The organism is Domibacillus epiphyticus, assembly GCF_001975785.1.
In the GTDB taxonomy this organism is placed as follows: Bacteria; Bacillota; Bacilli; order Bacillales; family Domibacillaceae; genus Domibacillus; species Domibacillus epiphyticus.
Genome location: NZ_MSFI01000012.1, coordinates 136,995 through 150,359, shown reverse-complemented (window position 1 = coordinate 150,359; position 13,365 = coordinate 136,995). Strand labels below are relative to the sequence as shown.

Genomic DNA, 13,365 nt, shown 5'->3' with positions numbered 1-13,365 from the left:
TGAGGGCAGCTTTTTTATTAATTACTGTTCTTCAGGAATGGTATACACTGTGATATAAGATGAACCGGAAAAGATATTTGGCCGTTTATCAAGGCCTTCTTCTGTGCCGCGTTTTTTATGTGCTTGATTGTATGCGTCAGACGTTTTCCAGTTTTCAAATGCTTTTGCATTTTTCCACTGTGTATAGATTACGTATGTGTTAGAATCGAGAGGACGCAGTACACGGATCGCCACAAACCCTGCTTCATTCTCAATTGCGCCGGCACGGTTTTTGAAGCGGTGTTCAAATAATGGACGTCCCTCATCAGTTACTGGAATATTGTTTAAGACAACATATCCATGTTCAGCGATTTCACCGGCTGCATCCACGACTTCGTAACGGCGTGGAGACGCAAAAACGGTCTTTCCATTTGTTTCATGAACCAGTGCCGCTCCTTCAGCGCCTTCCATCAAGACCATTTTTTCTCCCGAATTCTTCTTTTTAATCGTTTTCAAAAAATCGTATGTGCCGCTTGTAATGAACACATTCATCCTGATCACCTCCATTTCAAGTATATATTGATCATTGCAAGTTCTGCCATTTTTAACTCTTGTACACTGTACGATTTGGCGATTTTTCGAATTACACAACCTTTTAGTGAAAACAATGGGATGGTGGGATATAATAGTTAATAGTGATTCTAATCTGGAAAGGTGGCACTCAATTAATATGAGGCAAATTAATGATACATTTATAAAAGCGGCGCGTGGTGAAAAGACCGATTACACACCGGTCTGGTTCATGCGTCAGGCTGGGCGTTCTCAGCCCGAATACCGGAAGTTAAAAGAAAAATATTCGCTGTTTGAAATTACACATCAACCGGAAATCTGTGCATACGTAACACGTTTGCCAGTCGAGCAATATGATGTAGATGCAGCGATTTTATACAAAGATATTATGTCACCGCTTCCGTCCATCGGTGTAGACGTAGACATAAAGTCAGGCATTGGACCTGTCATTTCCAACCCGATCCGTTCCGCAGCGGATGTTGAGAAACTAGGGGAAATTGATCCGGAAAGCGACGTTCCTTACGTTCTTGAGACAATTCGGCTGTTGACAAAAGAGCAACTGAATGTGCCGCTTATTGGTTTTGCGGGTGCGCCGTTTACCCTCGCCAGCTATATGATCGAAGGAGGCCCTTCAAAAAACTATAATAAAACGAAAGCCTTTATGTACGCAGAACCAAAAGCGTGGTATGCCCTTATGGACAAGCTTGCCGAAATGACCGTTACATATGTGCGTGCGCAAGTAAAAGCAGGTGCAAAAGCGATTCAAATTTTTGATTCATGGGTTGGTGCTTTAAATGTAGCGGATTACCGTACATACATTAAGCCGGTTATGGAGCGTATTTTCGGCGAGCTTGGAAGTGAAAATGTGCCACTTATTATGTTCGGTGTCGGTGCGAGCCATCTCGCCAAAGAGTGGCATGATCTGCCGCTTGACGTCGTCGGTCTTGACTGGCGTCTGCAAATCAATGAAGCACGAGCTATGGGCTTAACAAAAACATTGCAGGGAAATCTTGATCCGTCCATCCTCCTTGCCCCATGGGAGGTAATTGAAGAGCGGACAAAAGCCATTCTAGATCAAGGGCTTGCACAGCCTGGCCACATTTTTAATCTGGGACATGGCGTTTTTCCTGAAGTAGACCCGGATACGTTGAAGCGTTTGACGGCATTCGTACACGAATACAGTGCAAAATAAGCTTTCTTTTTTGAACAAAGTTGTTCATCCGTGTCAAAATAAGGAGAATTGATTATTAATTAAGGTGGGAAAAGCATGACAAAGAAAAAAATGGGCCTTCTTGTCATGGCGTATGGCACGCCATATAAAGAAGATGATATTGAACGTTATTACACACATATCCGTCACGGGCGCAAGCCTTCCCAGGAAATGCTGGATGATTTGAAAAGCCGCTACGAAGCAATCGGGGGGATCTCTCCACTTGCGAAAATTACGGAAGACCAGGCAAAAGAGCTGGAAGCATTTTTAAATAAAATGCAGGATGATATTGAGTTTAAAATGTATATCGGTTTAAAACATATCGAACCGTTTATTGAAGATGCCGTACAGCAAATGAAAAACGACGGTATTGAAGAAGCGGTTTCGATCGTTTTGGCGCCGCATTTCTCAACATTCAGCGTAAAATCATACAACAACCGTGCGGCAGAAGAATCAGCAAAAATTGGCGGTCCGGTGATTACATCAATTGAAAGCTGGTACCATGAACCAAAATTTGTTCAATACTGGGCAGACAAAATTAAAGAAACGGTTGCGTCCATGACAGACGAAGAAAAAGAACATTTCGTTTTAATCGTATCTGCACACAGTCTACCTAAAAAAATTATTGCGGCAGGAGATCCGTATCCGGAGCAGCTGAAAGAAACCGCTGACCTGCTTGCGGGTGCTGCGGGTGTTGAGCGGTATGCTGTCGGCTGGCAAAGTGCAGGGAATACACCGGAGCCATGGATTGGACCGGACGTTCAGGACTTAACACGCGATCTATATAAAACGAATGAATATAAAGCCTTTGTTTATGTGCCGGCAGGATTTGTCGCCGATCATCTTGAAGTGCTTTATGATAATGATTACGAGTGTAAAGTTGTGACGGATGAAGTAGGGGCAGCCTATTACCGCCCGCCAATGCCAAATGCACGTCCGGAATTTATTGAGGCGCTTGGTGATGTTGTGATGAAACATTTGGAAGGAAATGGAAAAATTTAAAAAGAAGGCGATCTTGTGGAGGACAATCGAAAAAAAGTAGTGGTCATCGGTGGCGGCATTACCGGTCTTGCGGCTGCATTTTATTTACAAAAACAGACAGAGCAGCCTATTGACGTAACGTTAATTGAATCATCAAACCGTCTAGGCGGGAAAATTCAAACGGTGAAAAGGGACGGCTTTATTATTGAGCGGGGACCAGACTCCTTTTTAGAGCGCAAAACGAGTGCGGCGCGACTTGCAAAAGAAGCAGGGGTCGATCATTTACTGACGAATAATGCAGCAGGAAAAGCGTATGTGCTCGTAGGTGAAAAGCTTCATTCCATGCCTGAAGGAGCTGTTATGGGTGTACCAACGAAAGTGGCTCCTTTCGCAACGAGCAGTCTTTTTTCCTTGCCTGGAAAAGTACGGGCGTCAGCTGACTTCATTTTGCCAAAATCAAAACCGATAGCGGACCAGTCACTCGGTCATTTTTTCCGGCGCCGTCTCGGTGATGAAGTGGTCGAAAACTTAATTGAGCCGCTTTTATCAGGTATTTATGCCGGGGACATTGATAATTTAAGCTTAATGGCCACCTTTCCAAACTTTTATCATGCTGAACAGAATCACCGCAGTCTCGTCCGAGGTATGAAAAAACTGGCGCCGACGCCGAAGCATCCGGCTCCAAGCGAGAAGAAAAAAGGCATTTTCTTAACGTTAACAGACGGTTTGGAGTCACTTGTTAAAGGAATAGAAGCAAAACTCGTCCCGAATTCTGTTTTAAAAAATACGTCCGTCAATCGTATTGAACGTCAACCAGACGGCCGCTATTTATTACATTTGTCTTCTGGACAAACAATAGAAGCTGACAGCATTATTTCAACCGTTCCCCATACGGTTTTGCCTGCTATGCTTCCTGATTACGACTTTTTCGATGTCTTTCGCAAAATGCCGGCAACCACTGTTGCAACGGTCGCGATGGCATTTCCTGCATCAGCCGTGAAAGAAAGATTTGACGGTACCGGATTTGTCGTATCGAGAAACAGTGATTATACGATTACAGCGTGCACATGGACACATAAAAAATGGCCGCATACAACCCCGGATGACAAAGTACTTCTTCGCTGCTATGTCGGTCGTGCTAACGATGAAGCAGTAGTGGATTTGCCAGACGCGGATATTGAACGCATTGTTTTGGGCGACTTAAACAGGATGATGGACATTACAGGAAAGCCTGAATTTACGATCATTAGCCGTTGGCATGAAGCGATGCCTCAATATATCGTCGGACATAAAGAACGTCTTGCTGCTATATCAGGCTATATAGTGAATGAATTGCCCGGCCTTTATATGGCAGGAAGTTCTTTCAATGGTCTTGGCATACCTGACTGCATTGACCAGGGTGAGGATGCTGTTGAAAAAGTATTATATTATTTACGGACAGGACAGCCTGTATGAACGTAAGCGGAATTCGACTAAATCGAATTCCGCTTTTATTGTTGGTCAATGAGTACGGATGGTGAATACCTAAAAGCGATCCTGCAAATAGCATGTTTAATTGCCAAAAATTTTTCATACTTATTTCACACGTATTCTTTATAATTAAAAGAAGCGCGGGAAGGAGTTGTCTATTTGAAGAAATTACTTGTCATTATTTTATTTCTTTCCGGGTGCAGTCAGGCGTCTTATACTCCTGTTAAAGAGAATGAATTTGCGGCATTGCTGAACATACGTGAACCGGGATTAACCTTTATCAATAAAGAAGGTTCTGTCATGGCAGAATGGCTGTTTAAGGATATGTACACAGGCGGTGTTTTATTCCCTGACGGTAACCAGCTTTTGTTATTTGGAACTGAACTTGATTATGCAGCCATTTATTCGATTAGTGAAGGAAAAGAGCTGGATCGGTGGGAAGTGCCGGCAGGCGTGACAGGAGCCGTCTACATAAAAGAAACAGACGAAGTGGCGCTTTCGGTAAAAGAAGACCGGTCTGTTCATTTTTTTCAGACAGACGGTAAGGAAATAAAAAGGGTAAAGACAGGGAAATACCCGATGACAATGCTGGAACATAACAAAAAACTGTATGTTATTAATTACCAAGATACCGTTTTGTCAGAATTGGATATTTATACGCATGAAGTCAAGCGGGAATTAGCTATTCCGACATCGTCGACAGGAATGGCTGTTGATAAATCAAAAAATGAGATATGGGTAGGCGGTCATGGCTATGGCCCTGAGGCTGGGGAAACGATTCATATCTACTCTTTGGAAACAGGCTCATTAACCGCCACAGCAGATGCACCGGTAATGCCCGTTGCATTTACAGGGAAAAATGGCTACATGTATGCAGTCAGTCACGGATCAAATACAATTTATGCTTTTGATCCTGACCGAAAAAAAATTGCACAGCGGGAAGCACCGGCAAACCCGTTTACTATTTCTTTTTTTGATGATCAAATTATTTCAGCGGGTTATGACAGCGGGAAACTTTCTTTTTATGAAGAAAAGACCTTAACATTACTGAAAACGATTAAAGCAGGTGAAGGACCTTTTTTGATTTTTGTGAAGGATGGTGACAGGGATGCAGCATATATTGATCGTTGATGATGAACAGGATATGATTGATCTCGTTTCCATGTATATTGAAAACGCCGGGTATACGGTTAGTTCGGCGCTTAATGGTGAAGAAGCAGAGCAAATAATAAAAATAAAGAAACCAGACCTTGTCATACTCGACGTTATGATGCCTGGAGAAGATGGATTTGCCCTTTGCGAATCGATTCGGTCATACAGCAATGTGCCGATTGTCTTTTTAACGGCAAGAGGAGAAGAGTGGGAGAAAGTGCGTGCCTTTGGTCTGGGCGGCGATGACTACATAGTCAAGCCATTTTCGCCGGGTGAAATGACGGCTCGTATTCAAGCGCTGCTTAGGCGGACAGGCATGTCAGACGATGATAAGGAATTTATCCAAAAAGGAACATTGAAAGTGAATGTTCCGGCGAGATCAGTGAAAGTGGAGAAGACCTCTGTTCCATTGACGATGAAAGAATTTGATTTGCTTATTTTACTGGCCAAAAAACCAGGTCGTACCTTTTCACGTGAAGAATTGCTTGAAATGGTTTGGGGTGCGGATTACAGCGGCGGTACAAGAACTGTTGACACGCATGTGAAAACGCTGCGTATGAAACTTGGTACAGAAGGCTTCCTCATTGAGACAGTATGGGGAATTGGCTATAAGTTTTCGGATGGTGCATGATGACACTTTCGAAAAAATTGTGGCTTACGTTTCTTGTATTTGTTATCGTTACAGTCGGTTCTGCATTCGGTCTTGCTTACATCTTATACGAAAAGTTATACGTTGATAGTGTGAAAGAAGAACTCGTGTCAACGGCTAAAAAGCTGGCTTATGATTATGAAGGAGGAGAACTCGATCAGACATTTATCGATCAGGTGAATTGGTTTAGTGAAAAGTCTCATTTTGAAGCATTTGCTGTTCGCAATCCGCGTGAATTAGCCGCCTGCATTCCATATGAAGCGGATTATGATACACTCATCGGTCCGGAAGAGAGGGAGCAGCTTTTACAAAATAAAATCATCGAAGAAACAGGTTATTCAGAAAGATTTGACAGACAGATCATTTCGATTATCGTTCCCCTGTTAGAAGACAGGAAATTAAACGGGATAATTTATTTATACGTTCCGCTCGAGCGAATTGATGAACTTGCTTCAAGTTTAGTCATATACTGGACAGCAGGGGCAGTTGTCATCATGAGTTTTTTATTGGCAGCCGGTATGAAATGGACACGGCACCTCACAAAACCGTTAAAAGATATGCAGTCCGCTGCTGTTCGATTGTCGAAAGGCGACTATTCAGCCAGAGTGTCGGAGAGGTCTAATGATGAACTTGGAATGCTCTCTAAAACATTCAATGAAATGGCAAATGCCATTGAAACAGAAGATGAGCTTAGAAAAACATTTCTGGCAACGGTTTCACATGAACTTCGGACACCGCTCAGCTACATAAAGGGATACAGCGAAGCAGCAATGAACGGCATGGAAGGAAAGGAAAAACAGATTGCCATCATTCATCGTGAGTCTAAACGGATGGAACGGCTTGTCAACGACCTGCTCGAACTGATTCGGCTGGATTCGGGCAAGATGAAAGTGGATAAAATGCCGCTGCCGTTTGCCGAAATTGTCTATCGGACCGTTGAAACATTTCGCCCTGCAGCAAAAAATAAGATGATCCATTTTGACCTGAACATTGACGAAGATGTTATTGTTAACGGCGATGAAGGACGGCTAGAACAGGTCATGACAAACATTCTTGACAATGCCATACGCTATTCGAATAAAGGCGGTATGATTCAGATTACGATGATACAGGAAAAAGAAACTATGAAATTACTTATTTGTGACAATGGAGTTGGGATCCAGGAAGAAGAGCTGCCTCGTATAACTGAGCGATTTTACCGTGTGAATAAAGCACGCACACGAAACGACGGAGGAAGCGGACTCGGGTTATCAATCGTCAAACAAATCATTGAGCTGCATGACGGTGAATTGCGAATCGAAAGTATGGAGGGCGAAGGAACAACGGTTATCATTTTATTGCCTGTACTAACGTAAAGGAGACTAAATAATGAAAAAATATTTGGCGCTGCTCTTCATCGGAATCATACTCGTACTTTCGGCGTGCATCGGTGAAGAAAAGAAAGAAAATACAGTATCGACAACCGAACCGGTTCATGTAGAGTTAACAGTTCCTGCAAAGGCTCCATTAAATGAAGCGGTAGAGATGACAGCAACTGTTACACAAAGCGGTGAAGCAGTGGGTGATGCTGACGAAGTAAAATATGAAATATGGAAAGACGGAGTGAAAGAAGATAGTGAAATGATTGAGGCAGAATCAGAAGGCAAGGGTGTCTATTCGATTAAAAAAACGTTCAGTGAGGAAGCTTTATACCACGTACAGGTTCATGTCACGGCACGCGGTCTCCATACGATGCCTAAAGCGCCAATTGCCATTGGAGACGCAGCAGTTCCGGCGGAAACGAAAAACAATAAAAAAATCGAACATCATCATGAAAACTAAACAGCAAAAACACCGGCCAAGGCGTAGCCGGTGTTTTTTCATGGAATTGGTCCCAATATTAAAGTTCTTTAATATTGGAGCAAGAGTGGCATGTATTGCTGTAGCAGTCATGCTGCTCTTCAATGTGAGAGCCGCATTTAGCACATTGTTTAGCCGGCAAGTTTTTGAAAAATTCAACGATGTTCGTAATCATAAAATCCGCTCCTTTTTGTTATATAACTGTTTAACTTGTTGTATGTATTGTATTATAACAGATAAGGGGGCGTCAACCATTTTCCATAAAAATATTTTAATTTTTAGAAAAAAGGGAATACTATGGAAAAGAGAGGGGCAGAAGAGTGAATATAACAGTTATTGGATGTTGGGGAGGATTCCCGAAAGTAAATGAAGCGAGCAGTGGTTATTTAATTGAAGAGGATGGATTTACGTTATTGATAGACTGCGGGAGCGGAGTGCTATCAAAACTTCAAAACCATACGAAACCGGCCGGTCTTGGAGCAGTTATTTTATCTCATTACCATGCCGACCATATTGCGGATATCGGTGTACTGCAGTACGCATTGTTAATCGATTCTTTTACCGAGAAAACGCGGGATCAGCCGCTTGCTATTTACGGTCACCAGGAAGATTCAAAATTTCAAACACTTACATACAAAAACATTACCACTGGCATTGCCTATGACCCTGATCGTTCACTTTCTATAGGACCATTCATCATTACCTTTATGAAAACCAATCATCCGGCACCTTGTTATGCAATGCGTATTTCAGCAGGAGGACATACGATTGTATATACAGCGGATACATCATTTAAAAAAGAAATGGGCGAGTTTGCGGAAGGTGCGGATGTTTTGCTCGCTGAAAGCAATCTTTACCAAGGAATGGATGGATTATCCGTCGGTCATATGACGTCAGAAGAAGCAGGTATCGTTGCGCAAATGGCTGGCGTTAGAACACTGGTACTGACACATTTGCCTCATTTTGGCGATATTGAACGGTTAAAAGAAGAAGCAGCAAAACAATTTGATGGCACGGTTGTTTTGGCTCGTGAAAATTTAGAGATCGGATTGTAAGCCGCAGGTTGCGGCTTTTTTTTATGTCCTGTATAATTAAATGTAGAAAAATGAATGACTATTCATTTGTGAAAAGGGGATGGAAGGATGAATGCGGCAAAAGCACTTGAACAAACAGCAGCGACCAAAGCGGACAAAATGGCATATACGTTTTTGGGTCAGTCAGTCACCTATAGGGAACTAAATGAATCTGTTGATCGGTTTGCGGCGGGACTTCAAATGGCTGGTATGAAAAAAGGGGATCATATTGCTCTTTTGCTGGGAAATTCACCTCACTTTATCGTTTCGTTGTACGGCGCTTTGCGTGCTGGATTGACAGTCATTCCAGTCAATCCGATTTATACACCCGATGAGATTAGCTATATTTTGAGAAATGGAGATGTAAAAGCGGTTGTACTGCTGGACATTCTATTGCCAGCTGCTGAAAAGTTGCACGCACACCTGCCTTCAATTGAGCAGTATATTGTATGTGAATCGGGAGATGAACGGGCAGCTGGTGTGGAACAATCTATTTCTTCCATATACCCTAAAATGAAAACGTTTTCTTATTTACTCCAGAATAAATCGATTTTTGTAGAACCTGAGATTGAGGAAGACGATACAGCGGTCATTTTGTACACATCTGGTACGACAGGTAAGCCAAAAGGAGCCATGCTGACGCATAAAAATATATATTCTAATGCTCGTGACATTGCTGACTACCTTGATATATCAGAAAAGGATACAGTCGTAACTGTTTTGCCAATGTTTCATGTTTTTTGCCTTACAGTTGTGTTAAATGCTCCAATTGTCAAAGGTGCGACAATGGTTATTTTGCCAAAGTTCAGTCCGAAAGAGGTTTTTGATGCTGTAAAAGAACATAAGGCGACCATTTTTGCGGGAGTACCGACGATGTATAATTTTTTATATCAATTTGAAAGTGGAGATCCGACTGAATTTTCATCAATTCGCCTTTGTGTTTCTGGTGGTGCTTCTATGCCGGTTTCGTTACTTGAAAACTTTGAAAAAAAGTTTAATGTGCAAATATCAGAAGGATACGGTTTATCGGAAGCAAGTCCGGTCACATGTTTTAATCCGCTCGATCGCCCACGGAAAGCCGGATCAATCGGATGTTCAATTTCTAATGTACAGAACAAAGTTGTCAATGAACTCGGTGAAGAAATGGGGCCGGGTCTAGTTGGTGAACTGATTGTAAAAGGACCAAATGTTATGAAAGGCTATTATAAAATGCCGGAAGAAACAGCGGCGGCGATTCGAAACGGATGGTTATACACAGGAGATCTTGCCCGTCAGGATGAGGAGGGATATTTTTATATAGTCGATCGAAAAAAAGACCTTGTGATTGTCGGAGGCTACAATGTGTATCCACGTGAAGTGGAAGAAGTACTGTACGCCCATCCTGATATCATTGAAGCAGCCGCAGTAGGAGTGCCGGACCAGGATTACGGGGAAGCCGTTCTCGCATTTGTTGTGAAAAAAGGAGAAGGGCTGACAGAAGAAGAGATTATACATTATTGCAAAGCGCATCTCGCAGCTTATAAAGTACCAAAATCAGTTGAGTTTTTAGATGAACTTCCAAAGAACACAACTGGGAAAGTATTAAGAAGATCATTAAAAGACCAAATTGTAAAAGAGTCTTAAATGCTTGGCGCATATCAAACAGGATATGCGCATTTTTATTGTCGGAGTTGAAACAAAGCGGTATAATTTGTTAGAAAAATGAAGACAGGAGAAAGAAAAATGGAAGCAATAGTGGCGGGTCGCGGCGAATTTAAGGAAGGATTATACGCAGGCATTGGAATTGCGATTGGATATTTTCCGGCAGCACTTACATACGGTCTTTTAGCAAAAAGCGCAGAGCTTTCGTTTGTTGAAACAATGTCGCTCAGCATTTTTGTGTTTGCCGGTGCAGCACAATACATAGCACTCAATTTAATTGCTCTTGGAACAGGCATTTTTGAAATTGTCCTGACGACATTTATCTTAAATATTCGTCATTTTTTAATGTCAGCGGCATTGAACGAAAAAGCAGAAAATGAATCCATATGGAAAAAGTCTGCCTATGCATTTGGGGTAACAGACGAAACCTTTTCTGTTGCAGCCATGAGAGAAGGATCGATTAATTCTTTTTATATGGCGGGACTTGTTATCATATCTTACTCAAGCTGGGTCATCAGTTCAGGACTCGGATATATAGCTGGAAATGCATTGCCGCAAGTAGTACAAGAAAGCATGGGGATTGCCCTTTATGCGATGTTTATCGGACTGCTGGTTCCTTCACTGAAACAAAGCATGAAAGCTGTTCTTTTAGCCGGAACGGCAGCGTTATTAAACTGTGTTTTTATTTATTCTGGCACACTTTCAACAGGCTGGGCCATTATCATTTCGACACTTTTGGCTGCTGTAGCCATTGAAGCAGCAGATCAAATGAGAAGAAAGGGGCGGTCTTTATGAGTGCCGAAATGGCGATGATTGTTTTTGGTATGGCAGCTGTCACTTATATTCCGCGCATGCTGCCTTTTCTTATGTTTAAAGGGAAAGAATTGCCGGCTTTCTGGCAGGGAATTTTGCGAAACGTACCGTACGCAACACTCGGTGCTCTTATTTTTCCCGGGATTTTAACATTTCATGAAAATTTATGGTTTGGGATTGCCGGGGCGGGAGCTGCCTTTCTTATTGCCTTTACAGGTGCCAATATCATCTTTACTGTCATAGGATCTATTGGGATATTAACGGTTCTTTCGATGCTGTGAATGGGGAAGCATGCGCTCAAAAAGCACCGTATCAAGTAGATACGGGGCTTTTTTTGTTATAGTGTTGGGGTGTTCTTTTCGTTTGGGGAAATTATATGAAGGAGAGTCATGATGCCTGATATTTTTTCTCCAAACGTTTCAATTCATCTGAAAGAGTTAGAAATGTGGAACGATCTCTGTTATCAAGAGATTGATCGATTTTTTCCATTAACTGTGCTTTTTCTTTTTTGTATAAAATGTCATTTAAAAAGCTGCTGATAAATTCACTTACAGCTGTTTTTTCCAATTCGCGGGGCATCGGGGACTTCATCATCTCGGCAAAATAATTATTGTTTTCCATATTAATCACCTCTGATACCTTTTTTTTATTATATGAAATTATAAGGAACTAATCAACAGAAAGTTTTTAATTTTGAGAAAATTAAATCTTGGTACGAATGGGACAAAGATACAAGAACATGTTACGATGAAAACGTAATGGATTTCCTGTGAAAAGGGTGGTTGCGATGGTACGAAACAAATCAAAAAAAGCGGATGAAATGTTTTGTATACAATCAAATACAATGCTGTTACAACCAGTTGATTCCGGCCAGAAAACAATTGTGTTGGAAAGCTATAAAGAACCTAAACTAATTCATGAGAAAACATTCACGATCGTCCGGAAAAGCTGTCTTCATTACCTGTCAACGTACGATGGCAGAAAGAAAGCATCAAAGCAGCTGCTCGGTGTAAAAACGAAACTTCCTCTTGTGATTGATCATGTTGGAGGTATTTATCTTTTCCCAGTTTCGTCACATGTAAAACCTGATTGTGTCTGGATCTCTTTAGCACATGTCCAGAATTTGAATACTGTGGAGAAAAAGCAGACAGAAATAACGTTTAAAGACGGACAAAAAGCAATAGTAAATGCTTCAATTCTTGTGTTGTTCAGCCAAATTCATCTGGCAATGGAACTGCAAAAAAGAACAAAGAGATTCGGCTGCGGAAGCACAGGTGAAAAAGTGGAACGAAAAAGGTGGGTCAGCGGCCGTAAAGGGTTGATGATTTCGTTTGCGGACAGGAAAGAAAGGGAAGAAGAAAAAGACTCGAAATGCTGATATAATGTGAAAGGGATCTATAGAATGGAATTGAGTAAATGGTTTTCGACAGAAAGAATTATGGAATGGATTAATCACTATGAATCGTTCGGACCACTCCCCGGCTTTTTTTTGCCGCTTCTTGAAGCATTTTTGCCTTTCCTGCCGTTATTTGCATTTGTTCTTGCGAATGTAAATGCATTCGGACTATGGTTTGGTTTCTTTATTTCATGGGGCGGTGCCGTAACAGGTTCATTTCTCGTATTTTTATTAATGCGCCGGTTTGGCCGTGAAAAAGTATTATCAATCTTTCAAAGAAATAAGCAAGTTAAACAGATGATGGACTGGGTGAACCGGCACGGATTTGCGCCGGTGTTTTTGCTTCTTTGTTTTCCTTTTACACCATCAGCAATTGTTAATATTGTCGCAGGATTATCGAAAATTAGCATTGTTCAATATTTATTTGCGGTGATGGCAGGGAAAACGGTCATGATCTTTACGATCAGTTACGTTGGTTATGACGTTGCGGCTCTTATTCATCAGCCGGGACGCACAGCGGTCATCATTGGTGTTATGATCCTTCTCTGGTTTGGAGGGAAGCAAATGGAAAAAAGGCTTGGTAAGTAAAACC

General features: G+C 41.9%; 16 protein-coding genes. 13 read left to right on the top strand and 3 right to left on the bottom strand.

Annotation, left to right across the window (positions count from 1 at the left end):
* Positions 1-21 precede the first annotated feature (21 nt).
* Entirely contained in the window at positions 22-531 is a 510-nt protein-coding gene (locus tag BTO28_RS09120; RefSeq protein ID WP_076765474.1) for an antibiotic biosynthesis monooxygenase family protein, read from the bottom strand.
* 178 nt (positions 532-709) lie between these two features.
* Here BTO28_RS09120 and hemE point away from each other — a divergent pair, with 178 nt between their 5' ends.
* From hemE to BTO28_RS09085, 7 genes are all read left to right on the top strand, one after another.
* Positions 710-1,741, top strand: a complete 1,032-nt coding sequence (gene hemE / locus BTO28_RS09115; RefSeq protein ID WP_076765472.1) for a uroporphyrinogen decarboxylase — start codon at positions 710-712, stop codon at positions 1,739-1,741.
* Positions 1,742-1,816: 75 nt separating this feature from the next.
* Positions 1,817-2,761, top strand: a complete 945-nt coding sequence (gene hemH, locus BTO28_RS09110; protein ID WP_076765470.1) for a ferrochelatase — start codon at positions 1,817-1,819, stop codon at positions 2,759-2,761.
* Between the two features lie 15 nt (positions 2,762-2,776).
* The gene (hemY, locus tag BTO28_RS09105) at positions 2,777-4,195 is read left to right on the top strand and encodes a protoporphyrinogen oxidase (RefSeq protein WP_076765469.1); all 1,419 of its coding nucleotides are present in this window, start codon (positions 2,777-2,779) and stop codon (positions 4,193-4,195) included.
* A 174-nt stretch (positions 4,196-4,369) separates the two neighbouring features.
* Entirely contained in the window at positions 4,370-5,341 is a 972-nt protein-coding gene (locus BTO28_RS09100) for a YncE family protein (RefSeq protein ID WP_076765467.1), read from the top strand.
* Positions 5,328-5,993, top strand: a complete 666-nt coding sequence (locus BTO28_RS09095) for a response regulator transcription factor (RefSeq protein WP_332888720.1) — start codon at positions 5,328-5,330, stop codon at positions 5,991-5,993. Before BTO28_RS09100 ends, BTO28_RS09095 begins: the two co-directional genes overlap by 14 nt.
* Positions 5,993-7,366, top strand: coding sequence for a sensor histidine kinase (locus tag BTO28_RS09090; RefSeq protein WP_158068809.1), 1,374 nt, complete (start codon positions 5,993-5,995; stop codon positions 7,364-7,366). The genes BTO28_RS09095 and BTO28_RS09090 overlap by 1 nt, the downstream gene beginning before the upstream one ends.
* 13 nt (positions 7,367-7,379) lie before the next feature.
* Positions 7,380-7,832, top strand: a complete 453-nt coding sequence (locus BTO28_RS09085; protein ID WP_076765461.1) for a FixH family protein — start codon at positions 7,380-7,382, stop codon at positions 7,830-7,832.
* 58 nt (positions 7,833-7,890) lie between these two features.
* Here BTO28_RS09085 and yhfH read toward each other — a convergent pair whose 3' ends face one another.
* The gene (yhfH, locus tag BTO28_RS09080) at positions 7,891-8,025 is read right to left on the bottom strand and encodes a protein YhfH (RefSeq protein WP_076765459.1); all 135 of its coding nucleotides are present in this window, start codon (positions 8,023-8,025) and stop codon (positions 7,891-7,893) included.
* Positions 8,026-8,170: 145 nt separating this feature from the next.
* Here yhfH and BTO28_RS09075 point away from each other — a divergent pair, with 145 nt between their 5' ends.
* The 4 genes from BTO28_RS09075 to BTO28_RS09060 all read left to right on the top strand — a co-directional run bounded on the left by BTO28_RS09075 (position 8,171) and on the right by BTO28_RS09060 (position 11,658).
* Entirely contained in the window at positions 8,171-8,905 is a 735-nt protein-coding gene (locus BTO28_RS09075; protein WP_076765457.1) for an MBL fold metallo-hydrolase, read from the top strand.
* A gap of 87 nt (positions 8,906-8,992) precedes the next feature.
* The gene (locus tag BTO28_RS09070) at positions 8,993-10,546 is read left to right on the top strand and encodes a fatty acid--CoA ligase family protein (RefSeq protein WP_076765454.1); all 1,554 of its coding nucleotides are present in this window, start codon (positions 8,993-8,995) and stop codon (positions 10,544-10,546) included.
* A 99-nt stretch (positions 10,547-10,645) separates the two neighbouring features.
* A complete protein-coding gene (locus tag BTO28_RS09065; RefSeq protein ID WP_076765452.1) occupies positions 10,646-11,359 on the top strand; it encodes an AzlC family ABC transporter permease in 714 nt (237 codons plus the stop codon).
* Complete coding sequence (locus BTO28_RS09060; protein WP_076765450.1) at positions 11,356-11,658, top strand: AzlD domain-containing protein; 303 nt, start codon at positions 11,356-11,358, stop codon at positions 11,656-11,658. The genes BTO28_RS09065 and BTO28_RS09060 overlap by 4 nt, the downstream gene beginning before the upstream one ends.
* 106 nt (positions 11,659-11,764) lie before the next feature.
* Here the strand turns inward: BTO28_RS09060 and BTO28_RS09055 are convergent, their stop codons facing one another.
* On the bottom strand, positions 11,765-11,998 hold the full coding sequence (locus tag BTO28_RS09055) for an IDEAL domain-containing protein (protein ID WP_076765448.1): 234 nt from the start codon (positions 11,996-11,998) through the stop codon (positions 11,765-11,767).
* 166 nt (positions 11,999-12,164) lie between these two features.
* Here BTO28_RS09055 and BTO28_RS09050 point away from each other — a divergent pair, with 166 nt between their 5' ends.
* Positions 12,165-12,755 carry a competence protein ComK gene (locus BTO28_RS09050; protein WP_076765445.1) on the top strand — a complete coding sequence of 197 codons (591 nt, stop codon included), beginning with the start codon at positions 12,165-12,167 and terminating at the stop codon, positions 12,753-12,755.
* 24 nt (positions 12,756-12,779) lie between these two features.
* Positions 12,780-13,361 (top strand): TVP38/TMEM64 family protein, encoded by a 582-nt coding sequence (locus tag BTO28_RS09045; protein WP_076765443.1) that lies wholly within the window; start codon positions 12,780-12,782, stop codon positions 13,359-13,361.
* Positions 13,362-13,365 lie beyond the last annotated feature (4 nt).